This is a genomic window from Geobacillus sp. PLS 41, from assembly GCF_056494105.1.
In genome coordinates, this window is the sequence record NZ_CM151395.1 from 318,092 (window position 1) to 342,640 (window position 24,549).

The window sequence follows — 24,549 nt, forward strand, 5'->3', positions numbered from 1 at the left end:
AAATAGGCATAGGAGAAAAGGAAAAACAAAAAGGACGATCCCGCGCAGCCTTTTGGCTCGCTGACAGATCGCCCTGTTGCGCAATCGCCCCTAAAAAGAAAAAGGGAATGAGGCGTGTCGAAACTCCCTGGTGAATGAAGCTGCCTAGCAGCGACCTACTCTTGCAGGGGCGCTGGCCCCAACTACCATCGGCGCTGGAGGGCTTAACTTCCGTGTTCGGGATGGGAACGGGTGTTTCCCCTCCGCCATAGCCACTAGGCAAGCGGTTGGATTTTGACATCATTTATTATACTTGAAAAACAAACAATGTCAAGAAGGAAATTCATTCCTTCAAAACTAGATAACCGTCGGAAGAAGCCGCTCGCCTGCGCTTTTCGCATTGTCCAGCTCCGGCTCGCCGCCGCTCGCCTGCGCTTTTCGCTGTCTAGTTCCGGCCGCCATCGGCTCGCGACGCTTCGGTCCTGCTGCGGCGGCGACAGCCTCCTCGCAGGCCCTCCAGCGCACCTCGCCGATAAGCGGGCGGCCTCCACTTTTCTTGCTGTCCAGTTCCAGCGCCTAGCTCTCTTCTGCCAAATAACCTTCCCCCCCTCGGGGTGCAAGCACCCCTGCGGGTGAAGAACATTTGGCTTCGAGAGCTAATCGCGGCGCTTCCACTTTTCTAGGTTAAGCCCTCGATCGATTAGTATCCGTCAGCTCCACGTGTCGCCACGCTTCCACCTCGGACCTATCGACCTCGTCATCTTCGAGGGATCTTACCCGCCTGACGCGGTGGGAAATCTCATCTTGAGGGGGGCTTCACGCTTAGATGCTTTCAGCGCTTATCCCGTCCGCACATAGCTACCCAGCGGTGCCCCTGGCGGGACAACTGGTACACCAGCGGTGCGTCCATCCCGGTCCTCTCGTACTAAGGACAGCTCCTCTCAAATTTCCTCCGCCCGCGACGGATAGGGACCGAACTGTCTCACGACGTTCTGAACCCAGCTCGCGTACCGCTTTAATGGGCGAACAGCCCAACCCTTGGGACCGACTACAGCCCCAGGATGCGATGAGCCGACATCGAGGTGCCAAACCTCCCCGTCGATGTGGACTCTTGGGGGAGATCAGCCTGTTATCCCCGGGGTAGCTTTTATCCGTTGAGCGATGGCCCTTCCATGCGGAACCACCGGATCACTAAGCCCGACTTTCGTCCCTGCTCGACCTGTCCGTCTCGCAGTCAAGCTCCCTTGTGCCTTTGCACTCTCCGAATGATTTCCAACCATTCTGAGGGAACCTTTGGGCGCCTCCGTTACCTTTTGGGAGGCGACCGCCCCAGTCAAACTGCCCACCTGACACTGTCTCCCACCCCGTTAAGGGGTGCGGGTTAGAATTTCAATACCGCCAGGGTGGTATCCCACCGCCGCCTCCACCGAAGCTGGCGCTCCGGCTTCCCAGGCTCCCACCTATCCTGTACAAGCGATACCAAAATTCCATATCAGGCTGCAGTAAAGCTCCACGGGGTCTTTCCGTCCTGTCGCGGGTAACCTGCATCTTCACAGGTAGTATAATTTCACCGGGTCTCTCGTTGAGACAGCGCCCAAGTCGTTACACCTTTCGTGCGGGTCGGAACTTACCCGACAAGGAATTTCGCTACCTTAGGACCGTTATAGTTACGGCCGCCGTTTACTGGGGCTTCGGTTCGCACCTTCGCTTCCGCTAAGCGCTCCCCTTAACCTTCCAGCACCGGGCAGGTGTCAGCCCCTATACGTCGCCTTTCGGCTTCGCAGAGACCTGTGTTTTTGATAAACAGTCGCTTGGGCCTTTTCACTGCGGCTCTTCAGGGCTCTTCACCCCAAAGAGCACCCCTTCTCCCGAAGTTACGGGGTCATTTTGCCGAGTTCCTTAACGAGAGTTCTCCCGCGCGCCTTAGGATTCTCTCCTCGCCTACCTGTGTCGGTTTGCGGTACGGGCACCTCTTCCCTCGCTAGAGGCTTTTCTTGGCAGTGTGAAATCGGGGACTTCCGGATCACTCCGTCGCCGTCACCGCTTGGCCTTATGATCCGCGGATTTGCCTGCGGATCAGCCTTGCGGCTTGGACAGGCTCTTCCAGCCGCCTGCTCGCCCTATCCTCCTGCGTCCCCCCCATCGCTCAAACGGGAAGAAGGTGGTACAGGAATCTCAACCTGTTGTCCATCACCTACGCCTTTCGGCCTCGGCTTAGGTCCCGACTAACCCTGAGCGGACGAACCTTCCTCAGGAACCCTTAGGCTTTCGGCGCAGAGGATTCTCACCTCTGTTTTCGCTACTCATACCGGCATTCTCACTTCTAAGCGCTCCACCAGTCCTTCCGGTCTGGCTTCTCTGCCCTTAGAACGCTCCCCTACCGATGACCAACGGTCATCCCGCAGCTTCGGCGGCACGTTTAGCCCCGGTACATTTTCGGCGCAGAGTCACTCGACCAGTGAGCTATTACGCACTCTTTAAATGGTGGCTGCTTCTAAGCCAACATCCTGGTTGTCTTTGCAACTCCACATCCTTTTCCACTGAACGTGCACTTCGGGGCCTTAGCTGGCGGTCTGGGCTGTTCCCCTCTCGACCACGGATCTTATCACTCGCAGTCTGACTCCCGGGCATAAGTCATTGGCATTCGGAGTTTGACTGGGTTCGGTAACCCGGTTTGGGCCCCTAGCCCAATCAGTGCTCTACCTCCAAGACTCCTAAACCCGAGGCTAGCCCTAAAGCTATTTCGGGGAGAACCAGCTATCTCCAAGTTCGATTGGCATTTCACCCCTACCCACACCTCATCCCCGCACTTTTCAACGTGCGTGGGTTCGGGCCTCCAGCCGGTGTTACCCGGCCTTCACCCTGGACATGGGTAGATCACCTGGTTTCGGGTCGACGACGACGTACTCACACGCCCTGTTCAGACTCGCTTTCGCTGCGGCTCCGCCTCTTCGGCTTAACCTCGCACGCCATCGTCACTCGCCGGTTCATTCTACAAAAGGCACGCCATCACCCATCAACGGGCTCTGACTACTTGTAGGCACACGGTTTCAGGTTCTCTTTCACTCCCCTCCCGGGGTGCTTTTCACCTTTCCCTCACGGTACTGGTGCACTATCGGTCACTAGGGAGTATTTAGCCTTGGGAGATGGTCCTCCCTGCTTCCGACGGGATTCCTCGTGTCCCGCCGTACTCAGGATCCGCTCGGGAGGGAACGAAGTTTCGACTACAGGGCTCTCACCTTCTCTGGCCGGCCGTTCCAGACCGGTTCGTCTACCCCGTTCCTTTCTCACTCCCATCGTGAGCGGTCCTACAACCCCAAGAGGACATGCCTCTTGGTTTGGGCTGTTCCCGTTTCGCTCGCCGCTACTTAGGGAATCGCGGTTGCTTTCTTCTCCTCCGGGTACTAAGATGTTTCAGTTCCCCGGGTGTGCCCTCCATGCCCTATGGATTCAGGCATGGATACTGCCCCATTACGGACAGTGGGTTCCCCCATTCGGACATCTCCGGATCAACGCTTGCTTACAGCTCCCCGAAGCGTTTCGGCGTTTGCCCCGTCCTTCATCGGCTCCTAGTGCCAAGGCATCCACCGTGCGCCCTTTCTAGCTTAACCTACAGCGCTCTCGGCTTCTTCCTTATGTTAATCGGTTATCTAGTTTTCAAGGAACGAGACTGCTTCTTGAATTTGCTTCTCTGCAGTCTTGCATCGAGGAATCCCACTTCCTCGAATCTGCTAGAAGACGCAGATGCAAAGTAGCTCCTTTGAATTCGCTTCTTTGCAGCTTTGCGCCGAGGAATCCATCTTCCTTGAACCTGCTGGAAGACGAAGGCGCAAAGTAGCTCCTTTGAATTCGCTTCTTCGCTGGTTTGCGTCGAGGAATTCGGCTTCTCCGAATCCGCTTGTAGACGCAAAGCGACTTCTTTGAACAAACTTCCTTGCGGCTTTGTGCCGAGGAATCTTGCTTCCCTGAACCTGCTAGCAGACGCAGGCACAGGCGCTTTTGAAGGAATTTCTCATTCCCTCAAAACCGAACGAAACGAAAGCGCTGTGTATCGACAGTTGGCCATTGCGGCCTCCGCTTTTCGGATTGTCTAGCTCCGGCCGCCATCGGCTCGCGACGCTTCGGTCCTGCTGCGGCGGGCTAAGCCCGCTCGCAGGCCCTCCAGCGCACCTCGCCGATAGGCGGGCGACCTCCGCTTTTCTCCTTAGAAAGGAGGTGATCCAGCCGCACCTTCCGGTACGGCTACCTTGTTACGACTTCACCCCAATCACTTGCCCCACCTTCGGCGGCTGGCTCCCTTGCGGGTTGCCTCACCGACTTCGGGTGTTGCAAGCTCTCGTGGTGTGACGGGCGGTGTGTACAAGGCCCGGGAACGTATTCACCGCGGCATGCTGATCCGCGATTACTAGCGATTCCGGCTTCATGCAGGCGAGTTGCAGCCTGCAATCCGAACTGAGAGCGGCTTTTTGGGATTCGCTCCCCCTCGCGGGTTCGCAGCCCTTTGTACCGCCCATTGTAGCACGTGTGTAGCCCAGGTCATAAGGGGCATGATGATTTGACGTCATCCCCACCTTCCTCCGACTTGTCGCCGGCAGTCCCTCTAGAGTGCCCAACTGAATGCTGGCAACTAGAGGCGAGGGTTGCGCTCGTTGCGGGACTTAACCCAACATCTCACGACACGAGCTGACGACAACCATGCACCACCTGTCACCCTGTCCCCCCGAAGGGGGAACGCCCAATCTCTTGGGTTGTCAGGGGATGTCAAGACCTGGTAAGGTTCTTCGCGTTGCTTCGAATTAAACCACATGCTCCACCGCTTGTGCGGGCCCCCGTCAATTCCTTTGAGTTTCAGCCTTGCGGCCGTACTCCCCAGGCGGAGTGCTTATCGCGTTAGCTGCAGCACTAAAGGGTGTGACCCCTCTAACACTTAGCACTCATCGTTTACGGCGTGGACTACCAGGGTATCTAATCCTGTTTGCTCCCCACGCTTTCGCGCCTCAGCGTCAGTTGCAGGCCAGAGAGCCGCCTTCGCCACTGGTGTTCCTCCACATCTCTACGCATTTCACCGCTACACGTGGAATTCCGCTCTCCTCTCCTGCCCTCAAGTCCCCCAGTTTCCAATGACCCTCCACGGTTGAGCCGTGGGCTTTCACATCAGACTTAAGGGACCGCCTGCGCGCGCTTTACGCCCAATAATTCCGGACAACGCTCGCCCCCTACGTATTACCGCGGCTGCTGGCACGTAGTTAGCCGGGGCTTTCTCGTGAGGTACCGTCACCGCGCCGCCCTCTTCGAACGGCGCCCCTTCGTCCCTCACAACAGAGCTTTACGACCCGAAGGCCTTCTTCGCTCACGCGGCGTCGCTCCGTCAGGCTTTCGCCCATTGCGGAAGATTCCCTACTGCTGCCTCCCGTAGGAGTCTGGGCCGTGTCTCAGTCCCAGTGTGGCCGGTCACCCTCTCAGGCCGGCTACGCATCGTCGCCTTGGTGAGCCGTTACCTCACCAACTAGCTAATGCGCCGCGGGCCCATCCGCAAGTGACAGCCAAAAGGCCGCCTTTCAACCAAAGACCATGCGGTCTTCGGTGTTATCCGGTATTAGCTCCGGTTTCCCGGAGTTATCCCGGTCTTGCGGGCAGGTTGCCCACGTGTTACTCACCCGTCCGCCGCTGACCAAACCAGAGCAAGCTCCGATTTGGTCCGCTCGACTTGCATGTATTAGGCACGCCGCCAGCGTTCGTCCTGAGCCAGGATCAAACTCTCCAAAAGAAAGTTGATTGGCTTTTTGCTTCAGCCGCAGCACCAAAGGCGCTAAGCGGCCTCCGCTTTTCGAATTGTCTAGCTTCGGTCCGCCGCCGCTCGGGGTCAAATAACCTTCCCCCTAGGGGTGCAAGCACCCCTACGGGTGAAGAACATTTGCCCGTCGCGGCGACCCGCGGACCTCCGCTTTTCGTTGCGCTTCGTTTCGTTCAGTTTTCAAGGAACAAAATAATCCTATGGACTCTTCATGGAGCGGGTGATGGGAATCGAACCCACGACATCAGCTTGGAAGGCTGAGGTTTTACCACTAAACTACACCCGCATATTTTTTGATGAAACACCCATCACAATTTTTCATGCCCCTTCCTCTGCCAGCTGATTCAAAGAAGCTGGATGCGTCGGGGCAACTCGAAGCGTATTCGGCGAAGTGAAGGCTCGTGGCTGAGGTTTTACCACTAAACTACACCCGCATAATATTTAGTTTAACAAAATCGGGAAGACAGGATTTGAACCTGCGACCCCATGGTCCCAAACCATGTGCTCTACCAAGCTGAGCTACTTCCCGATGATGGCGCGCTCGAGAGGATTCGAACCCCTAACCTTCTGATCCGTAGTCAGATGCTCTATCCAATTGAGCTACGAGCGCAATAGATTATTGCACCAAAGAGACGGATTACATTTTAGCAACTCACTGTGTTGCTGTCAATAGTTTATCTAAAAAATGCGGTCGAGAGGACTTGAACCTCCACGGGGTCGCCCCCACTAGGCCCTCAACCTAGCGCGTCTGCCATTCCGCCACGACCGCATATTGACTAATCAGTGCGGGTGGAGGGACTTGAACCCCCACGCCGTGAGGCGCCAGATCCTAAGTCTGGTGCGTCTGCCAATTCCGCCACACCCGCTAATATGGTGAGCCATGGAGGACTCGAACCTCCGACCCTCTGATTAAAAGTCAGATGCTCTACCTACTGAGCTAATGGCTCATGGTTAGGTATACACTCACAGTGAACGATGTCCCTTCCTCTACTAGCATATTCAAAGATGCAGGATGCGTCGGGACAACTCGAAGCAAACTCGATGATGCATCGCTCGTTGCTCTACCTACTGAGCTAATGGCTCATGGTTGGGTATACACTCCAGGTACTACCTAGCTTACCTGCCTCTTCCTCTGCCAGCCTATTCAAAGAAGCTAGGCGCGTCGAGGCAACTCGAAGCAAACTCGAAGATGCAGCGCTCGTTACTGAGCGAATGGCTCATGTATTTAACACATAAAAATGGCTGGGCCAGCTGGATTCGAACCAGCGCATCACGGAGTCAAAGTCCGTTGCCTTACCGCTTGGCTATGGCCCAGCGATTTAGTGCAATGGCGGTCCCGACGGGACTCGAACCCGCGATCTCCTGCGTGACAGGCAGGCATGTTAACCACTACACTACGGGACCACAAATCGCGGGGATCACCCCGCGCTATTCAGTGACCCGTACGGGATTCGAACCCGTGTTACCGCCGTGAAAGGGCGGTGTCTTAACCACTTGACCAACGGGCCACGCATATACGTATTGGAGTGGCGGAGAAGGCGGGATTTGAACCCGCGCGCCGTAAAGCCACGACCTAACGGTTTAGCAAACCGTCCCCTTCAGCCACTTGGGTACTTCTCCAAAGAAATGGCTCCGCAAGTAGGATTCGAACCTACGACCTACCGGTTAACAGCCGGTTGCTCTACCGCTGAGCTATTGCGGAATGATGAAAAAATTATATGTCATGCATATCTTTACGATGTGCTCGTTGCCTCTTCCTCTGCCAGCTAATTCAAGGAAGCGAGATGCGTCGAGGCAACTCGCAGCCAATTCGAAGATGTGAGGCTCGTCGCTGAGCTATTGCGGAATGATGTTTGACAATCGACATTGTTTATTATATTGAGCAACTTGTCGTTTGTCAATACGTTTTCCCGCAACTTCCTCTGCTGTTTTCCGCCGTTTAGCGACGGCTTTTATAATTTAGCACACGATCATCCTGATTGTCAACCTTTTTTCGCAAAATGTTTTGTTTGATTATGGGCGTTGACTGGACATTATAGTTTAACAATTCTTGACGAAAAGGTAGCTTGTCTATTTTCTCGACTGACGAACACCAAGGCGTGACGGAAGACCGAACAACCACCCGCTTCACAGACCCATGCATGGGTCTGAAAGCGGCGTTGTTCAGTCGCCCGACAGTCGATCGGGCTATGTAAAAGCTACAAATGTTAAAGTTTCAAATTGCATCTACTCTGAAAATACCTGAGCTTCAAAATGTGTAAAACTGTAATATTCGACATAGAGATATTTTCATCCTTCCGATGGCAACCAAATTTTTCTGTCATGGGAGTCTAGGATCGTTTGAGCTTGCTTCGGCAGCGGCCGCAAACATAACGGTCTATGTTGATCCGTCTTTTGCGGCGGTAGGTGAGGCCGCATGACGTGCAAATGTATGTGTAGATCGTTTTCGGCGCTTTTGTATTTCGAGCAAGCGGACGACAATAGCGAGGCGCCCCCACTTTTTGCAGCAGTTCGCGGAAGTCGCGGTCGCGGTGGCGGTAGCCTTTTCCCTCAAGGTGCAAGTGGTAATGGCAAAGCTCGTGTTTGATGATGGCGATCAATTCTTCCTCGCCGAACTGCTCGTAATGTTTTTTATTGAGCTCAATGTTGTGCGTTTGCAACATGTAGCGCCCGCCGGTGGTGCGCAAACGAGGGTTGAAGAAAGCGGTATGGCGGAACGGCTTGCCGAACACGCGAATGGAAATTTGTTCGACAAGGGCTTGCAGCTGCTTTTGGTCCATGGCGGGTCTCTCCTTCATCTTTTGGCACAGGACAATTCACCATTACATACACATATATTACCTTTCCACTGTCAGGGAGGTGACTGATTTTGCCTACATGGCTGAAAAATCAGATGAGACGAGCCTACTATGAGAAAAACCGTGAGCAAATTAAACTGTTGAACCAATGCTGGTTTTTTTATCGGAGAAAACACTGCTCCTAAGGCAGTGCTTTCTCCATTTCACTCTTTCGGCGGCACCATCGACAGCGATATTCTTCCCTTCGCCACATCGACATGCTCGACCCATACTTTGACGACGTCGCCGACCGAAACGACATCGAGCGGATGGCGCACGTATTGTTTGCTTAGTTTGGAAATGTGCACGAGCCCGTCCTGTTTGACCCCAATGTCGACAAAGGCGCCGAAGTCAACGACGTTGCGCACGGTTCCTTCCAGCTCCATGCCTGGCTTCAAATCTTCCATCTTCAACACATCTTTGCGTAATAGCGGCTTGGGCAGCTCGTCGCGCGGGTCGCGCTCTGGGCGGCGCAAGGCATCGATGATGTCGCGGAGCGTCAGTTCCCCGATGCCGAGTTCAGCTGCTGTCGCTTCGATATCAATGGCTTGCAGCGCCTGGCGCAGTTCATCACTGCCAATGGCGGCGGTCGTAAATCCTAACTTACGCAACAGTTGCTTCACTTCCGCGTACCGCTCAGGGTGAATCGGCGTGCGGTCAAGCGGTTCGTCGCCATCAACGATGCGCAAAAAACCGATGCACTGCTCGTACGTTTTCGCTCCGAGCCGAGGAATCGTTTTCAGCTCTTCACGGTTGCGGAATTTCCCTTGCTCTTCGCGACGCTTGACGATGTTTTCTGCAACGGTTTTCGTGAGCCCGGACACGTACTGAAGCAGGGAGACGGAGGCGGTGTTGACGTTGACACCGACTTGATTGACGACCGTCTCGACGACGAAACGAAGCGACTCGGCAAGCTTTTTTTGCGACACATCGTGCTGGTATTGGCCGACGCCGACCGATTTTGGATCGATTTTGACAAGCTCGGCGAGCGGGTCTTGGACGCGGCGGGCGATCGAGACGGCGCTCCGCTCTTCGACTTGCAGGTCGGGAAACTCAGCGCGTGCAAGGTCGGAAGCAGAGTAGACGCTCGCTCCTGCTTCATTGACAATCAAATAAAAAATATCGCGTTGCACATGCTTCAGCGTGTCGGCGACAAACTGTTCGGTTTCCCGAGATGCTGTTCCGTTGCCAATCGCAATCATATCAACGTGATCGTCATCAAGCAGGCGAAGAAGTTTCGCGCGCGCCTCTTCTTTTCGCTCTTGCGGCGGATGCGGATAGATCACATCAATGCGAAGCAGTTTCCCCGTTTCGTCGACAACGGCGAGCTTGCACCCAGTCCGATAGGCTGGGTCGATGCCGAGCACCGTTTTTCCTTTGAGCGGCGGCTGGAGAAGCAGTTTGCGCAAGTTTTCAGCGAAAATATGGATGGCCCGCTCCTCCGCTTTCTCCGTCAACTCGTTGCGGATGTCGCGTTCAATGGCAGGCTCCATCAGCCGCTTGTATCCGTCCTCGATCGCTTCTGCCACGATGGGAGCGGCCGGGGACGATTCATCAGCGACTGTTTTTCGCCGCAAATAGCGAATGATGTCCTCAACAGGCGCCTTGATCGAGACGCGCAGCACCTCTTCCTTTTCACCACGGTTTAACGCCAACACGCGGTGCGGAACGATTTTAGCCAGGGGCTCCTCGTAGTCGTAGTACATTTCGTACACACTCTTTTCGTCCTTTTCCGGCGCTTTGGCAACCGAAGCAATCGTTCCTTTCCGCCGCGTCTCGTCGCGCACCCATTGACGAAGAGCAGCGTCATCTGCCACTTTCTCGGCGATGATGTCTTTCGCACCTTGAAGCGCCTCTTCAACGGTTGCGACTCCTTTATCTTCGTTGACGAACATTTCGGCCTGTTGTTCCGGAGTTGGGGCCGGTGGACACGAAAGGAGCCATTCGGCAAGAGGTTCAAGCCCTCTCTCTTTTGCGATGGTTGCTTTCGTGCGCCGCTTTTGCCGATACGGGCGGTATAAATCTTCGACTTGTTGCAACTTCGTGGCCTCAAGAATGTCGCGCTTTAACTCTTCCGTCAACTTCCCTTGCTCGTCAATGAGGCGGAGCACTTCCTCTTTCCGTTGTTCTAAATGCTGCAAATACTCCCATCTCTCCAGTACTTCACGAATTTGCACTTCATCGAGCGCCCCAGTCATTTCTTTCCGGTAGCGGGCGATAAACGGGATCGTGTTTCCTTCTCGATGGAGCGCAATGACGTTTTCGACTTGCTTCGCTGCCAGCTGCTGCTCGACGGCAATGACTTCAATGAGCCGCTGTTCGTTAGCCAAGCGATTCCCTCCTTAATGACATGGAAAATAAAAAAGCGCTACCTGTACGCAGCTGCTTTGTGAAACAGTATACATAGATGAAAATGGAAGGACAGACCGTTCCGGGAAGACCGATCTGCCCGTCTCACCAACGTGAACACTCGATAATCAAGACCGATGCCGCACGTCAACGCCGCTTTCCCCATCCGCTCGGCCGCCCGTTGGCAACCGAAAACGCCGTTTCTCCTGTTCGCTGTTATGCCAAAAGCAAAGGTTTTTCGCTCTATCAAAAGTCGATCAGTCCTAAGCTAATTTGCAGCGCCTCATCGACTTTATCCATCATTTCATCGTCCAAATGAGTGATTTTATCGGTCAGCCGTTGCTTGTCGATCGTGCGAATTTGCTCAAGCAAAATGACCGAATCGCGTTCAAACCCGTAGCGTTTCGCGTCAATCTCGACATGCGTCGGCAGCTTCGCTTTTTGGATTTGCGCCGTAATCGCCGCGACAATCACCGTCGGGCTAAAACGATTGCCGATATCGTTTTGGATCACCAACACGGGGCGCACGCCGCCCTGCTCCGAGCCAACAACCGGGGAAAGGTCCGCAAAATACACGTCGCCACGTTTGACAATCAAAGCATTACCCCCCGCTAACTAAGCGTTCAACGGTGTGGTCGGCCTCGTATTCAGCATGAAACGCTTCAGAAGCGATAGATAAATTGATTTTCGCCATTTCCATGTAGCCTCGTCTCATCGCCTCGCGAATTTGCCGTTTCTTCCGCTCGCGAATGTACATTTTCGTCGCTTGATAAATGAGTTCATTGCGGTTGCCGTTTTCCTGCTTTACGAGCACGTCCAGTTCTGTCAGCAGCGACTGCGGCAAACGAACGACGATTTCCGCTGTTGCGCCAGATTCCGACACAAATATACACCTCCACGAACTGCAGCCATTGATTGCTTCCACTTCATGATACCATTAAACAACGGCGCTGCAAAGTCATTTCTCCATTTTCTATCCTTTGTCTTCCGAAGCAGATTATGCATCGCTTCATCCGCGACCAACGGCGTTTCTCACTTCCATTATACGCTTATTTCGGAAAAAAATACGGGGCACCCGGTAGCCGATCGTGCACGGCACTTCATAATTGATTGTGTCCAAATGGCGGGCGACATCATCGATGGAAATGACTTCGTCCCCTTGGCGGCCAATTAATGTCACCTTCGTCCCGACAGGCAGCGGCTCCGGCAGGCGGATCATGCATTGATCCATGCAGATACGGCCGACGATCGGCGCCCGCCGCCCGCCAACAAGCACATGAAAGTGCTGCAACCTTCGCAGCCAGCCGTCCGCATAACCGATTGGAATCGTGCCGATCCACTCTTCCGTCTGCGCGGTGTACGTCGCACCGTAGCTCACCTTTTCGCCTGGTTGCAGTTTTTTGACGTGTACAAGGCGGCTATGGAGCGAAAACGCCTCTTTCAATTCGTATGGGAGGAGCGGCTTGATGTCCGGCGATGGGGCGAGCCCGTACATCGAAATGCCAAAGCGAACCATGTTGAACGCTCGATCGGAAAAACGAAGGGCCGCCGCGCTGTTGGCGCAATGAACGAGCGACGGCCGCGACGGCAGCCAGTCAAGCATATGCAAAAAGCGGGCGTATTGATAAGAAAAGTAATCCGTATTCACTTCATCAGCGGTCGCAAAATGCGTATACACCCCTTCAAGCACAAAGGGCGGATGGCGATCGATCAAGGCCGCTATTCGCTTTGTCTCCTCTTCGTCTTTCACCCCAAGCCGTCCCATTCCCGTGTCCATCTTTAAATGGAAATGAATCGGGGTCGAACCGTTATACAGCGATGACGCCTTCTCGAGCCAATCAGAGCGAAACACGGTTAAGGCGATGCGGTGTTCGGCGGCCAACGCCACATCCTCGGGACGAGACGCCCCAAGCACTAAAATCGGGGCATCGATGCCTTTTTTTCGTAAGGCAAGCGCCTCGTCCAAAAAGGCGACGGCCAAGCGGGAAGCGCCCGCTTCGAGCGCCGTTGCCGCCACTTGGGCATCGCCGTGCCCGTAGGCGTTCGCCTTGACAACGGCCATAATTTGCGTACCCTCCGGCAAAAAGCGGCGCAAATTCGCGACGTTGTCGTAAATGGCGTCCAAATCAATTTCCACCCACGTATCGCGGTGAAACTCGTCCATCCTCTCTCGCTGCCTTTCTAGTCATAGCCAGTTTGAAAGCGCTTGAATCGATTGGATTCCTTTTTTAGTTTACCATGTTCCTAGGGAAGAAGGAATAGGATGAGCGGCGGAAAAATGAGAAAAACGGCGGAAAACATTGGAGATCGCAACGATTCGTCCACTGGCCTGCCTTCACTGCTTCTGCACAAAAACAAAAAGCAGCTTCTCCGCTTCAACGCGGAGAGCCGCCTGTTTGCAAATCCGCACTGTCATTTTGCCGCTTTTTCTTGCACGGAGCTGGCGACCATCACCATTTCTTCCGGCGTCAAATCGTCCGAGGCGAGCGTAAACTCCGCCCCGTTGTACCACCATGTCAACGTTCGGTCGGTGAGGGCGCCAATGGTGAATCCTAAATCAACCGGGTCGCCGTTGACAAGAACTGGCATGCTTGTCGCCGGAAGCACATCCGCTTTTTCTTGCACGAGCGTAAACGATTTTTTGCCGCCGAATGTCATAATGACGCGCGTGCCGTTTTCACCTTTCACTTCTTTTTCCTCAAGCGCTTGAACCCCTTTCGGAAGCTGACTCGGGTACATGACGGCCATCACTTGCTCTTTTCCTTCGGCCATCGTTGGCACCTCAAGACGGGCGCCAGTCATGTTTTTCTTTGTATCAAACGCGTCATCATCAAACTTTTTGTTAAACTCGACGTTGGAAAATTCGACCGTCAACAGCGCTTTCCGGTCCGTATCCATCACTTTGACCGAGACGGGCGCCAAATCTTTTTTGCGCAGTGTAATCTCTTGGGTTGGAACGACTTGGCTGTTCGGGTAGTTCGTTTTCGTCTCAAACACATAGTAATCGTCCGTCGCCTTAAACTTCGCCTTCGAATCGCTCAAAATGTCTTTGACGAGCGATTCGTACAAATACGCTTGGCTGCTGTTTTTCGGCCAATCGCTCACAAACTTGAAGGTTTTGTTGAGCGCCGGCGTGAAGACGAACACCCCTTCGTCATTGCGCAAAATCATTTGGCTTTGTCCTTTGTCGGCGTTTTTCAAGCTGACGCGGTAGTAGGACGGCTGCTTGTGCCACACTTCGACATGATACACTTGCGGCTTTTCCCCGGTGCGGAACGTCATTTTCGCCTCAGCCTGATAACCCGTCATCTCATCGACCTTTTCATCAAGCGCCTTCAGCACCTCTTCCTGCGATTTCGACCCGCAGCCAGCCAAAGCAAACAGAAAAATGATGCCGACCAACGCCATCAGCACGTTTCTGCCCATCGCTTCAACCCCTTTGCCTCATATATCGATTTCTACCCATGCACTACAATATATGAGACAACTTTCGGGAATATGCAGACTAGCCATGGCAAGCATCAGCCGGCGTCATCGGTCAAGACGCTCAATGACGACTTGGGCGACGGCGTAATCGCGGCTATGGGAAATGGACAGATGAACCGTCTCGCCATCGCGGCGGGCAGCAATGCTCGGCTTTCCGTGCTCATCGGAAACGATCTCGATGTCTTGAAACGATAGATGCCGCCCGATCCCCGTTCCGAGCGCTTTGGCGTACGCTTCTTTAGCCGCAAATCGCCCGGCGAGAAACTCTGCCTGTCTTGCGGGCGGCAACTCGCCAAACTGCGCTTTTTCACGCGGCGTCAAAATTCGCTCTGGAAATTTGCGGCTCCGCTCAAGAAGGGAGCGGATCCGTTCCAACTCTACAATATCAATGCCAATGCCGACGATCACTGCTTCCTCACCTATCCTATCCGCCCTGATGGTCGGACAAATTTTTTATGAGAGACCCGCATAAGATGGCTTATAAAAAACGCCCCATTTCCGCGAAGAAGGGAGACCAACCCGTGTTTCAACATGCAAGCGATGTCCGCTCATTTGTCCGCCTTTATCCCGTCGTTGCCGCCTTATTATTGGTCCATATCGCCGCATGGCTGTTGTTTTCTCTTCCCTTGACAGCGCTTGAACCCATTTGGCAATACGCCGTCGGGACGAACGGCGCGATCCGCCATGGAGAGTGCTGGCGGCTTGTCAGCCCAATCGTGCTGCATCGCGATTTCCACCATATGGCCGCCAACAGTTTGTCCTTATGGCTGTTTGGCCCCTGGCTGGAGCGCGCACTTGGGAAAAGAAAGTTTTTGTTTCTGTATATCGGAGGCGGAATCGGCGCCAATGTCGCCACTTTATTCCTTCTGCCGCCGCTGTACACCCATGTCGGGGCGTCGGGCGCCATTTTCGCCTTGTTTGGCATGTACAGCTACCTCGCCCTATTCCGCCGCGACTTAGTCGCCCCCCGCCACGCCCAGCTGCTGCTTTCGGTCATGGCGGTTCATTTGCTGCTTGGCATCATGACACCACATGGGAATTTATTGGCCCATCTATTTGGCTTCGCCGTCGGCGGCCTGCTTGCCCCCTTTTTGTCCATCCGCCCCAAGCGGCCGTCGTTTTACATGCCTCGGCTATGAAAAAACGGCGCTTAATGCGCCGTAATCCGCCGTTTCTTCGTCCGGCTGCGGGCTGAGCCGTCCGGGCGGCCGCCCCGTTTTTTCTCCCGCTTGACCGCTAAAGGCGGCTCTTCCGTCAATTGCACCGGCGTCGTATCCGGCTCGCGCGTCAACATTTTCAAGCAGGCAGCGACAATCGTTACCGAATCGTGCTCTTCAAGCAATTCTTCCGCTGCCCGTTTGTAAAATGACAGGTTTTCGGTCTCCACGACGTTGAGAAGCTTTTCGATCGCGATACGCTGTTGGCCTTCGAGCGCCTCATCAAGTGTCGGCGGCTTCATCCGCTCCATTTTCCGCTTCGTCGTCCGCTCAATATGGTGAAGCTGGCCGATCTCCCTTGGAGTGACAAACGTCATCGCCACCCCTGTCTTGCCGGCGCGCCCGGTGCGCCCAATCCGGTGGACATAGCTTTCCGGGTCTTGCGGAATATCAAAGTTGTACACGTGCGTTACGCCGGAAATATCCAAGCCGCGCGCCGCAACATCCGTCGCCACTAAAATTTCAATCGCACCTTCCTTAAACTTGCGCAGCACCGACAGCCGTTTCGCTTGGCTTAAATCGCCATGAATGCCTTCCGCTGCATAGCCTCGCAAGTTGAGCGCCTCTGCCAGCTCATCGACACGACGCTTCGTGCGGCCGAACACGATCGCGAGCTCCGGCGCCTGAATATCAAGAAGCCGCGTCAAAATGTCAAATTTCTTTTTCTCGTGCACTTCTAAGTAGTACTGTTGAATGTTCGGCACGGTCATTTCCTTTGCCTTCACTTTGACAAGTTCCGGCTCGTTCATGAAGCGCTCGGCAATGCGGCGAATCGGATCCGGCATCGTCGCCGAGAACAGCAACGTCTGCCGCTCGGCCGGCACATGGCTTAAAATCGCCTCAATATCTTCGATAAAGCCCATATTGAGCATTTCATCCGCCTCATCGAGAACGACCGTATGCACATGCTCAAGGCGGAGCGTCCCGCGGTTGATATGGTCGATAATACGGCCCGGCGTCCCGACGATCACGTGCGGATGTTTTTTCAAAGCGCGGATTTGCCGGTCGATATCTTGACCGCCGTAAATCGGCAAGACGCGCACGCGCTTGACGGCGCCGATTTTGTACAGCTCTTCTGATACTTGGATGGCGAGCTCACGCGTCGGCGCGACAACGAGCGCTTGAACAGCGCTGTTTTTCACATTCACTTTCTCAACGATCGGAATGCCAAACGCCGCCGTTTTCCCCGTTCCGGTTTGCGCTTGACCGATTACGTCTTTATTTTGCAGACTGAGCGGAATCGTCTTCGCTTGAATCGGAGTCGTCTCTTCAAACCCCATCCGCTCGATCGCTTTCATCACTTCTTGGCTTAATCCTAATTCTTGAAATGTCGTCAATGTTATCCAAACTCCTTATAAAAAATCGTCCCTTTATCCGAGAGAAAGGTTTGACAGTTATCATACCATGTTATGCGGTGATTTGCAATGATGGGCATGGGCAGCGCGCAAAAATGTTTCCACCTCAGCAAACAGAACGTGCCGATCGATGCTATGACAAACATGATGGAACGAATTGGGCAAAAGCAACAGCTTTTTTTCTGAAGACCCCATGCGTTCATATAAATAGCAGGCGCTTTTTAACGGCACGATCCCATCTTTTTCTCCTTGCACAATGAGCGCGGGTGCCGCGACGCGCGGAAGTCGGGGACGCACATCGCGAACGAGTTTGCGAAACTCCCTGACAGCTGAAAACGGCGTCGCCATCATTTTGTTTCGATAGCGGAGAAACAGTGGGTGCTCCCGCGCTCCTTTCCATCCATTGGCAAACATCTCGCGGATGTCGCGCCATAATTGGCGCGGGTTGACATAGTAAAACGCAGCGCTTAGCAGCACGAGTTTGGCGACCGGGTATTTTTCCGCCAAGTAGACGGCGATCACTCCACCCATTGAAAACCCAATGACATACACCACACTGCAACGGTGATGGAGCGCTAAAAACGCTTGTTCCGCCGCCGCGATCCATTGGTCGTATGTAATTCCTTTCAACCGCAGTTCGCTTCCGTGGCCCGGCAAGGTCGGCGTTTCGATCATCCAATCGGTCCGCTCCCGCAAATAATCGGCCAGCGGCGCCACTTCTTCTGGACTTCCCGTAAACCCGTGAATACATAAACAGCCGATCATCATTTCCACCCCCGCCCGAATGAGAAGCGGCGCCTGTGACGCCGCTTTTAGTTTCTCTCGGGTTGCTTGATGTTACACCCAATATCGAAGCAACTCTTCCAATTTCATGCCGCGCGATGCTTTCAATAAAACAATGTCATCCGAAGTCGCGACGGAACGCACAGCCTCGGCCAACGCTGCTTTATCGTCAAACTCCCTCACCCGTCCATCATCAAAAAATGGGGCGGCCGCCGCGGCGATATGGTGCGAAAGCGGCCCGTAAGTGAACACATAGTCCACCATTCCCGGCCGCAGCACCTCCCCGATCTCTCGATGAAACGCCACTTCTTCGTCACCAAGCTCCAACATATCGCCCAATACGGCGATTTTTTGCCGATAACCGCTCAATTCTTGAAGAAGCATCAAGGCGGCGCGCATCGATGTCGGGCTGGCATTGTAGGCGTCATTAATGACGGTAAAGCCATATTTCGTCTTGACGACTTCCGTACGCATGCGCGTCACTTGCAGGCGGGAGAGAGACGCATCAATACCTTCCCAATCGATGCCGAAAAAGCGGGCGACCGCAATGGCGGCGAGCGCGTTGTATACATGATGTTTGCCTAATACCGGCATAAACAGCGTCCGGCCGGGGAGCGCATTGATGACAAACGATGTTCCTCCCGCTTCAATGCGCACATCGGTCGGATAATAATCGTTCTGTTCGCCCGCCCCGAACGTCACGACATGGCGGGGAAGCGGCAGCTTCGGCACGCGCTCCGTCAAGAGCGGCTCATCGCCATGGTAGACGAATAAACCATCATGGTGCAAACCCGCCAAAATTTCCAACTTCGCCTTGGCGATGCCTTCCCGCGACCCGAGCTCTTGCAGGTGCGACTCCCCAATATTCGTAATCACAGCCGCGTCCGGCTTAGCGATCATCGTCAGCCGCTCGATTTCGCCAAACCCGCTCATCCCCATTTCGACAACGGCCATCTCCGTCCCTTCGTCAAGCGAAAGAAGCGTCAGCGGCACGCCGATGTGATTGTTCAAGTTCCCTTCGGTCTTTTGCACTCGATAGTGGGTTGAAAGCAGCGCGGCAATCATATCTTTCGTCGTCGTTTTGCCGTTGCTGCCAGTGACGCCGATCACCTTCATTCCAAGCTGCTCGCGGTAGCGGGCGGCGAGCCGCTGCAATGCCAAAAGCGTATCATCCACAACGACCACTGGCACACCTTCCGGCGGCGTTCCTTCCCTTTCCGCCCACAGTACGGCGGCGGCTCCTTTTTGCGCCGCTTCTTGCACGAAATCGTGGCCGTTAAAGGTCGCACCGCGCAACGGAACGTACAAGCTGCCGGCTTGGATCGTCCTTGTGTCGGTTGACACACCGCTTACGACCATATTCTCCCATTCCGGCTTTAAACACTGTCCGTCAGCCATTTCGGCGATTTGCCGCACTGTCCGTTTGATCATCGGCTCTCACCTCTTTTCTTTTTTGAACGTGTACGTAATCGTCTGCTTTTCTTGATGTCGTTCCAATGCGAGCGCGATAAGCCGTTCAATCAGCTCCGGGTACGGCACACCGCTGTGCTGCCAAAGAAGCGGGAACATGCTGTATGGCGTAAAGCCTGGCATCGTGTTCACTTCGTTGATATAAACAGCGCCATCTTCGGCGAGGAAAAAATCGACGCGCGCAAGTCCAGACAAATCCAGCGCCTGAAACGCCGTAATGGCCATTTGTTTGATCGTCTCATACTGTTCTTTCGTTACGTCCGCTGGGATGATCAATTCGGTTTGCCCGTCTTCGTATTTCGCCTCATAGTCGTAAAATTCCTTTTTGGGGACAATTTCGCCAACGACCGAACAAATCGGCTCATCATTTCCGATCACGCCGATTTCAATTTCGCGGCCGACAATCGCCTCTTCAATAATAATTTTTCGGTCATACTGAAATGCCTCGATAAATGCGGCTTTTAAATCGCCGCGCTGCTTGCATTTGGAAATGCCGACGCTCGAACCGGCGTTGGCTGGCTTGACAAAGCACGGGTAGCCAAGCTCTCGTTCGATCCGGTCATACACCGTCTCGCCGCTTTTTTGCCAATCGTACTTCGTCACGGCGATATATTTTGCTTGGCGCAACCCGGCCTGCGCAAACAAGTTTTTCATCATCACCTTATCCATGCCGACCGCGGAAGCAAGCACCCCGTTGCCGACATACGGAATGTTCAATATCTCAAGCAGCCCTTGCACCGTTCCGTCTTCACCGTTCGGCCCATGCAAAAGCGGGAAAATGACATCGATCGTTTCCTCGTTTCCTCCCGCAGCCGAATCGGCAGCCGGAACTTGGTTCAAGGAAACCGGAATCAAGGCGGTCGCCGCCGAAGTGAATTGCAGCTGCTTGATTTCCTCGATCGGTCCGGTCAGTTGTTTGCCCTTGATCCATTGACCTTCCGGTGTAATATAAATCGGAATGACATCGAATTTATGAGGATCAATGGCGTTCATCACCGCCATCGCCGTCGACAACGATACTTGGTGCTCCGGTGATTTGCCGCCGTATAACACGCCAACTCTCGTTTTCATCATCGTTCCTCCTCTTTCCTTGGCCATCGTTCCTATTGTAACACGTTTCGCGCCCAACGGTCTGATATTTTATATGTACGATGCAGGTTGTTTCGCCACCCCCCATAAGCGATAAGGAACAAAAAAGTGAGGGTGTCTAAAAAAGTGGTTCTTCTTTCAGCAAAGCACAACATATCGTTTTCCAGCATTTGTTTTACACGTATATACAGGAATAAGAAAAGGTGCCCCGACCGTTTTGGGACACCTTCTGTCGCTACGGATGCAACGCGCGCCAAGCCATGCGTTGCGGCATGGCCGCTACCACTTCGGCGAGCGCTTCTTGCCCCGTTTTTTCCACGCCAGCAAAATAATCGGACACACGGCGGAAAAACCGGTTTTTCTCCACATCATCCATCAACAAGCGAAGCATGTGCTGCTCGCCGCTTTCTGGCCCGACCAAATGATAAATGAGACCATTTTGCTGTAAATATTGCAAATTGATGCGCTCCTGGCCAGGCAAGCAATCAATCGTAAAAATCGGAATGCGCTTATGAAGCAACTCGCTGACCGTCACCCCGCCTGGTTTCGTAATGACGGCATCCGCCTCTTCATACAGCCGATTCATCTCTTCCGGGTCAGCGATGTATGGAAGCGGCCGGATATGAGGCAGCTGCCAGCTGGCGATTTCCTCGTACAGCTGGCGATTGGCGCCGCACAGCACCGAATAGCGGAACAACGTTGACGTGCGGGCCGCCCGCAAAAACGCCAGCATATTGCCAAGCCCTTGGTTTCCACCGGCGACAAGCACATGAGCGAGGTCCCGCTTGCGTCTCGCTTCCGACCGATTCATAAACACATCGTGCACTGGGATGCCAGTGACGATGATGCGTCCTTTGTCAACCCCGTACTTCGTGATCAGCTCCCATTTCGCCTCTTGATGGGGAACAAAATGATAGTCAATAAACCGTTTCCCCCAGATGCTGTTCATAAAAAAGTCGGTGTAGACATTGACAACTGGAACCGTCAGCACCCGTTTTCGCTTCAGCCGCTGCAAAATGCGCGACGGAAACGAATGGGTGCAGACGATTAAATCCGGCTGTTCTTCTTCCACCATCTTTTTCATTTTGCTTTCAAAATAAGGCAGCCATGGCTCAAACGAAATGAACTCAAACCGGGGCGGCTCTTGGTACATCAGCGTTTTGTACACACGGTGGTACGAAGCAGGATGCGAGCGAATCCAGCGCAAGTAGGCCTCTGACACCATTTTTTCCATCAGTTCATTGCAATAGCTCAAAAAATCGATCTTTTTGCTTTCGACCGCCGGAAACTGGCGGCGCAAAAAATCCATCAACGTATCGGCTACTTTATGGTGTCCCGTATTCATTTGAAACAGCGGCAAAAACAATACTTTCATCATCGATCGCACCCTTTAGCTTTCGAAAGATTTTTTGCGCCTCCGCTGCCCAACCCATGCCGCAAGCAAAAAAAGCAAAAACAACGCCAAACCGGCAAGCGGAAAAGAAATCAGGGGGATATGGATGCGCTGGCCGAGCCAAAGCCCCGCCGCGGTCAACGGAACGGCCCAACCTGCCGTTCCAAGCGCCGACAGCAACAAAAACGGCCCGAACGGAAACCGGCTCACTCCCGCCATATACGGGCAAATTTGCCGCACCCCGGGAGCATAGCAGCCGAACAAAATCCCCCATTTGCCATAGCGGCCAAACCAGCGGCGAGCCCGCTCCCAACGTTCAGCCGTAATTCCGACGCACTTGCCGTACTTTTGCACAAACGGCGCCCCCCACCACCGGCCGGCGCCGTATGCCGTCACCATGCCGGCCATCGCCCCGCCCCAGCATGAAGCGAGCGACGGTCCAAGCAGCAACTGCTCCTTGGCCACCATCACGCCGACCAAAAAGAGCAAGCTTTCCTCCGGCGCCGGAATGCCGACAATGCCGCAAAACAAAAAGAAAAACAGCATCACATATCCATATGACTGGACATACGGCAACCATACGCTTGTATCCATAGCTCCCCCGCTACATCGCCGAGATTTGTGTATTAGTTTGCACATTTCGCAGTTCCGTAATCGTCACCCAACGCATCTTTTTCGCTGCTTCATCCTTAAACAGCAGCTCGAGCGCTGACAACATTTGCTCTGGCGCGCGTTTGTCAGCACCCAGCGCATCCCCATTGTCATGAAGCACAATCACCGCCCCGCCGCGGATGGACGAACGCAAGCGGTGGAACAATTCCATTGTACCAATTTTTTCGTTCCAATCGCCAAGAATATGCGACCATAGCACCGTTGTATACCGCTTTTGCACGATCGGCGTCCAAGCGTTAAAATGCCCCCACGGCGGGCGGTAATACACCGGGCGTTGGCCCGTCGCCCGCTCAATCGCCTTAGCGGCGCGGCGCACCCCCCAATCCAACCAAAGCGGCGGCAACAGCCAATTGCTGATGTGGCGGTAATTATGAATCCCAATTTCATGGCCTTCTTCGGCCATCCGCCGCACAATATCCGGATAGCGCTCGACTTTGCGGCCGACAACGAAAAACGTCGCCTTCACGCCATATTTCTTTAATAAATCAAGCAACTTTGGCGTATAATACGGGTCGGGGCCATCATCAAACGTCAGCGCCAGACAATCGGATGCCGTTCCCTCCCGAAACAAACGCACCCGCTTTTTGCGAATGATGATCGTCGGTACAATCCCATAAATGGCAATTCCCACAATGAAACAAACGAACAACCAAGCCCACATGGCATTCACCTCTTGATTGTACTTTACCAATATTTCTTCTCTCTGAAAATAGAAAAATGAATTTTCTATATTCGAGATCATCACGATGTAGGTGTTTTATCATATAACAAACAAATGAGAAATCGAAAAGAAAATCATGAAAATTTCATGCAGACCGTCCAGTCTTCTTATTTCCTATACGAAAACCGCCATCGCTTGGTTTCCTCCCGAAGCTCGGTGGAATTTGCTATAATACATAACGATACACGAGCGATTAAAAAAAGACAGGTGATCCGCATTGCGAAAAAAAATCATTTTAACCGGCGGCGGCACAGCCGGCCACGTGATGGTCAACGTCGCCCTCATCCCGAAATTGAAAGAGCTTGGATGGGATATCGTTTACATCGGATCTCATCAAGGGATTGAACGGGAGATTATCGGCCGCATCGACGGCGTCCCGTACTATTCGGTTTCGACTGGAAAACTGCGCCGCTATTTTGACTGGAAAAACTTTAAAGATCCATTCAACGTGCTGAAAGGCGTTTGGCAGGCGTACCTCCTGATCCAAAAAGAAAAACCGGACGTCGTCTTCTCAAAAGGCGGATTCGTCTCCGTTCCCGTCATTCTCGGCGCTTGGCTGAACGGTGTGCCGTCGGTGATCCATGAATCTGACTTAACCCCGGGGCTTGCGAATAAAATTGCCATGCCGTTTGCGACAAAAATCTGCCTCACCTTCCCGGAAACGAAGCAATATGTCAATGCCGATAAAGCTGTCTACGTGGGCGCCGTCGTCCGCGAAGAGTTGAAGGATGGCAGAGCCGAACAAGGGAGGAAGATGTGCCAGTTCGACGGAAAAAAACCGGTCTTGCTGGCGATGGGCGGCAGCTTAGGCTCGAAAAAATTAACGACGCCTTGCGCGCCAACCTATCGACGCTTCTTGCCGAATTTGACATCATCCACATTTGCGGCAAAGGGAACATCGACCGAAGCCTCGCAGGCCAAAAAGGATACAAACAGTTCGAATACGTCAACGAAGAGCTGCCCCACTTACTCGCCTTAGCCGACATCGTCGTCTCCCGCGCCGGGGCGAACGCCATTTTCGAACTGCTCTCCTTGCGCAAGCCGATGCTGCTCATCCCGCTCTCGAAAGCGGCAAGCCGCGGCGACCAAATCCTTAACGCCCGTTCGTTTGAAAAAGCCGGCTATGCGGAAGTGCTGATGGAAGAGGACTTGACGAACGAATCGCTGCAAGCCGCCATTCACCGCCTATACGAAAACAAAGACCGCTACCGAAAAAACATGGAGAAAGCCGGCGCAAGCGATCCGCTGCAAACGTTGCTTGCAATCATTCAAGACACCGCCCGCCGGTAAAAACAGGCGATGCCCGATGCGGCCAACCACGGCCGTTTTTCGGCATCGCCTTGTTTTGCATGGAAATGACTAATAAACGTGAACTACTTATCTGTATTATAACTCATAGTACAG

Annotated in this window: 16 protein-coding genes, 11 tRNA genes, 3 rRNA genes and 1 pseudogene; 3 read left to right on the forward strand and 28 right to left on the reverse strand. The window is 53.8% G+C overall.

Features of this window, described 5'->3' with window-relative positions; all coding sequences use genetic code 11:
- Positions 1-142 precede the first annotated feature (142 nt).
- The 15 genes from rrf to ACVX3G_RS01470 form a co-directional block, all read right to left on the reverse strand.
- A 5S ribosomal RNA gene (gene rrf / locus ACVX3G_RS01400) occupies positions 143-259 on the reverse strand.
- 400 nt (positions 260-659) lie between these two features.
- Positions 660-3,590, reverse strand: a 23S ribosomal RNA gene (locus ACVX3G_RS01405).
- Between the two features lie 597 nt (positions 3,591-4,187).
- Positions 4,188-5,746 (reverse strand): 16S ribosomal RNA (locus ACVX3G_RS01410).
- The 16S, 23S and 5S rRNA genes sit together here with 11 tRNA genes alongside, the layout of an rRNA operon.
- A gap of 239 nt (positions 5,747-5,985) precedes the next feature.
- Positions 5,986-6,059: transfer RNA gene (locus ACVX3G_RS01415), tRNA-Gly, on the reverse strand.
- A gap of 169 nt (positions 6,060-6,228) precedes the next feature.
- Positions 6,229-6,302, reverse strand: a tRNA-Pro gene (locus ACVX3G_RS01420).
- Between the two features lie 4 nt (positions 6,303-6,306).
- Positions 6,307-6,383, reverse strand: a tRNA-Arg gene (locus ACVX3G_RS01425).
- A gap of 76 nt (positions 6,384-6,459) precedes the next feature.
- A tRNA-Leu gene (locus ACVX3G_RS01430) sits at positions 6,460-6,542 on the reverse strand.
- Between the two features lie 15 nt (positions 6,543-6,557).
- A tRNA-Leu gene (locus tag ACVX3G_RS01435) sits at positions 6,558-6,639 on the reverse strand.
- A 5-nt stretch (positions 6,640-6,644) separates the two neighbouring features.
- A tRNA-Lys gene (locus ACVX3G_RS01440) sits at positions 6,645-6,720 on the reverse strand.
- A 292-nt stretch (positions 6,721-7,012) separates the two neighbouring features.
- A tRNA-Gln gene (locus ACVX3G_RS01445) sits at positions 7,013-7,087 on the reverse strand.
- Positions 7,088-7,101: 14 nt separating this feature from the next.
- Positions 7,102-7,177, reverse strand: a tRNA-Asp gene (locus ACVX3G_RS01450).
- 32 nt (positions 7,178-7,209) lie between these two features.
- Positions 7,210-7,281 (reverse strand) — tRNA-Glu (locus tag ACVX3G_RS01455).
- A gap of 19 nt (positions 7,282-7,300) precedes the next feature.
- A tRNA-Ser gene (locus tag ACVX3G_RS01460) sits at positions 7,301-7,393 on the reverse strand.
- A 7-nt stretch (positions 7,394-7,400) separates the two neighbouring features.
- A tRNA-Asn gene (locus ACVX3G_RS01465) sits at positions 7,401-7,475 on the reverse strand.
- Between the two features lie 628 nt (positions 7,476-8,103).
- A complete protein-coding gene (locus ACVX3G_RS01470; RefSeq protein WP_013144047.1) occupies positions 8,104-8,553 on the reverse strand; it encodes a SprT family protein in 450 nt (149 codons plus the stop codon).
- Between the two features lie 89 nt (positions 8,554-8,642).
- Between ACVX3G_RS01470 and cmpA the strand changes: the two genes are divergently transcribed.
- On the forward strand, positions 8,643-8,756 hold the full coding sequence (cmpA, locus tag ACVX3G_RS01475; RefSeq protein ID WP_013144046.1) for a cortex morphogenetic protein CmpA: 114 nt from the start codon (positions 8,643-8,645) through the stop codon (positions 8,754-8,756).
- An 18-nt stretch (positions 8,757-8,774) separates the two neighbouring features.
- Here the strand turns inward: cmpA and ACVX3G_RS01480 are convergent, their stop codons facing one another.
- The 6 genes from ACVX3G_RS01480 to acpS all read right to left on the reverse strand — a co-directional run bounded on the left by ACVX3G_RS01480 (position 8,775) and on the right by acpS (position 14,853).
- Entirely contained in the window at positions 8,775-10,940 is a 2,166-nt protein-coding gene (locus ACVX3G_RS01480) for a Tex family protein (RefSeq protein WP_042382235.1), read from the reverse strand.
- Between the two features lie 265 nt (positions 10,941-11,205).
- Positions 11,206-11,556: a type II toxin-antitoxin system endoribonuclease NdoA gene (gene ndoA, locus ACVX3G_RS01485; RefSeq protein ID WP_003253417.1), complete on the reverse strand. Its 351-nt coding sequence runs from the start codon at positions 11,554-11,556 to the stop codon at positions 11,206-11,208.
- Between the two features lie 4 nt (positions 11,557-11,560).
- Positions 11,561-11,842 (reverse strand): CopG family ribbon-helix-helix protein, encoded by a 282-nt coding sequence (locus ACVX3G_RS01490; RefSeq protein WP_011229742.1) that lies wholly within the window; start codon positions 11,840-11,842, stop codon positions 11,561-11,563.
- Positions 11,843-11,968: 126 nt separating this feature from the next.
- Positions 11,969-13,123, reverse strand: a complete 1,155-nt coding sequence (gene alr / locus ACVX3G_RS01495; protein ID WP_020278946.1) for an alanine racemase — start codon at positions 13,121-13,123, stop codon at positions 11,969-11,971.
- Positions 13,124-13,371: 248 nt separating this feature from the next.
- Positions 13,372-14,385 (reverse strand): LolA family protein, encoded by a 1,014-nt coding sequence (locus ACVX3G_RS01500; protein ID WP_020278945.1) that lies wholly within the window; start codon positions 14,383-14,385, stop codon positions 13,372-13,374.
- A gap of 105 nt (positions 14,386-14,490) precedes the next feature.
- The gene (gene acpS, locus ACVX3G_RS01505; RefSeq protein WP_015373790.1) at positions 14,491-14,853 is read right to left on the reverse strand and encodes a holo-ACP synthase; all 363 of its coding nucleotides are present in this window, start codon (positions 14,851-14,853) and stop codon (positions 14,491-14,493) included.
- A 113-nt stretch (positions 14,854-14,966) separates the two neighbouring features.
- Here acpS and ACVX3G_RS01510 point away from each other — a divergent pair, with 113 nt between their 5' ends.
- Complete coding sequence (locus ACVX3G_RS01510) at positions 14,967-15,584, forward strand: rhomboid family intramembrane serine protease (RefSeq protein ID WP_020278944.1); 618 nt, start codon at positions 14,967-14,969, stop codon at positions 15,582-15,584.
- A gap of 11 nt (positions 15,585-15,595) precedes the next feature.
- Here ACVX3G_RS01510 and cshA read toward each other — a convergent pair whose 3' ends face one another.
- The 7 genes from cshA to ACVX3G_RS01545 all read right to left on the reverse strand — a co-directional run bounded on the left by cshA (position 15,596) and on the right by ACVX3G_RS01545 (position 23,085).
- The gene (gene cshA / locus ACVX3G_RS01515; protein WP_014194681.1) at positions 15,596-16,999 is read right to left on the reverse strand and encodes a degradosome RNA helicase CshA; all 1,404 of its coding nucleotides are present in this window, start codon (positions 16,997-16,999) and stop codon (positions 15,596-15,598) included.
- 60 nt (positions 17,000-17,059) lie between these two features.
- Positions 17,060-17,782 carry an alpha/beta hydrolase gene (locus tag ACVX3G_RS01520; RefSeq protein ID WP_021322022.1) on the reverse strand — a complete coding sequence of 241 codons (723 nt, stop codon included), beginning with the start codon at positions 17,780-17,782 and terminating at the stop codon, positions 17,060-17,062.
- A 72-nt stretch (positions 17,783-17,854) separates the two neighbouring features.
- Entirely contained in the window at positions 17,855-19,231 is a 1,377-nt protein-coding gene (locus tag ACVX3G_RS01525; RefSeq protein WP_060788826.1) for a UDP-N-acetylmuramoyl-tripeptide--D-alanyl-D-alanine ligase, read from the reverse strand.
- Positions 19,232-19,237: 6 nt separating this feature from the next.
- Positions 19,238-20,341 (reverse strand): D-alanine--D-alanine ligase, encoded by a 1,104-nt coding sequence (locus ACVX3G_RS01530; RefSeq protein ID WP_060788825.1) that lies wholly within the window; start codon positions 20,339-20,341, stop codon positions 19,238-19,240.
- Positions 20,342-20,594: 253 nt separating this feature from the next.
- Positions 20,595-21,737, reverse strand: a complete 1,143-nt coding sequence (locus ACVX3G_RS01535) for an MGDG synthase family glycosyltransferase (protein ID WP_063193586.1) — start codon at positions 21,735-21,737, stop codon at positions 20,595-20,597.
- Positions 21,738-21,749: 12 nt separating this feature from the next.
- Positions 21,750-22,346: a DedA family protein gene (locus ACVX3G_RS01540; RefSeq protein ID WP_011229731.1), complete on the reverse strand. Its 597-nt coding sequence runs from the start codon at positions 22,344-22,346 to the stop codon at positions 21,750-21,752.
- A 10-nt stretch (positions 22,347-22,356) separates the two neighbouring features.
- The gene (locus ACVX3G_RS01545; RefSeq protein WP_033005337.1) at positions 22,357-23,085 is read right to left on the reverse strand and encodes a polysaccharide deacetylase family protein; all 729 of its coding nucleotides are present in this window, start codon (positions 23,083-23,085) and stop codon (positions 22,357-22,359) included.
- A gap of 277 nt (positions 23,086-23,362) precedes the next feature.
- Here ACVX3G_RS01545 and ACVX3G_RS01550 point away from each other — a divergent pair.
- Positions 23,363-24,435 (forward strand): annotated as a pseudogene (locus ACVX3G_RS01550) (undecaprenyldiphospho-muramoylpentapeptide beta-N-acetylglucosaminyltransferase).
- Positions 24,436-24,549 lie beyond the last annotated feature (114 nt).

Excerpts from the sequence above, each read along its gene's own strand:
- ACVX3G_RS01500 (WP_020278945.1), bottom strand. The coding sequence starts at position 14,385 with ATGGGCAGAAACGTGCTGATGGCGTTGGTCGGCATCATTTTTCTGTTT.
- ACVX3G_RS01470 (WP_013144047.1), bottom strand. The coding sequence starts at position 8,553 with ATGGACCAAAAGCAGCTGCAAGCCCTTGTCGAACAAATTTCCATTCGC.
- ACVX3G_RS01535 (WP_063193586.1), bottom strand. The coding sequence starts at position 21,737 with ATGATGAAAGTATTGTTTTTGCCGCTGTTTCAAATGAATACGGGACAC.
- ACVX3G_RS01540 (WP_011229731.1), bottom strand. The coding sequence starts at position 22,346 with ATGGATACAAGCGTATGGTTGCCGTATGTCCAGTCATATGGATATGTG.
- ACVX3G_RS01525 (WP_060788826.1), bottom strand. The coding sequence starts at position 19,231 with ATGATCAAACGGACAGTGCGGCAAATCGCCGAAATGGCTGACGGACAG.
- ACVX3G_RS01520 (WP_021322022.1), bottom strand. The coding sequence starts at position 17,782 with ATGATCGGCTGTTTATGTATTCACGGGTTTACGGGAAGTCCAGAAGAA.
- ACVX3G_RS01530 (WP_060788825.1), bottom strand. The coding sequence starts at position 20,341 with ATGAAAACGAGAGTTGGCGTGTTATACGGCGGCAAATCACCGGAGCAC.
- ACVX3G_RS01545 (WP_033005337.1), bottom strand. The coding sequence starts at position 23,085 with ATGTGGGCTTGGTTGTTCGTTTGTTTCATTGTGGGAATTGCCATTTAT.
- alr (WP_020278946.1), bottom strand. The coding sequence starts at position 13,123 with ATGGACGAGTTTCACCGCGATACGTGGGTGGAAATTGATTTGGACGCC.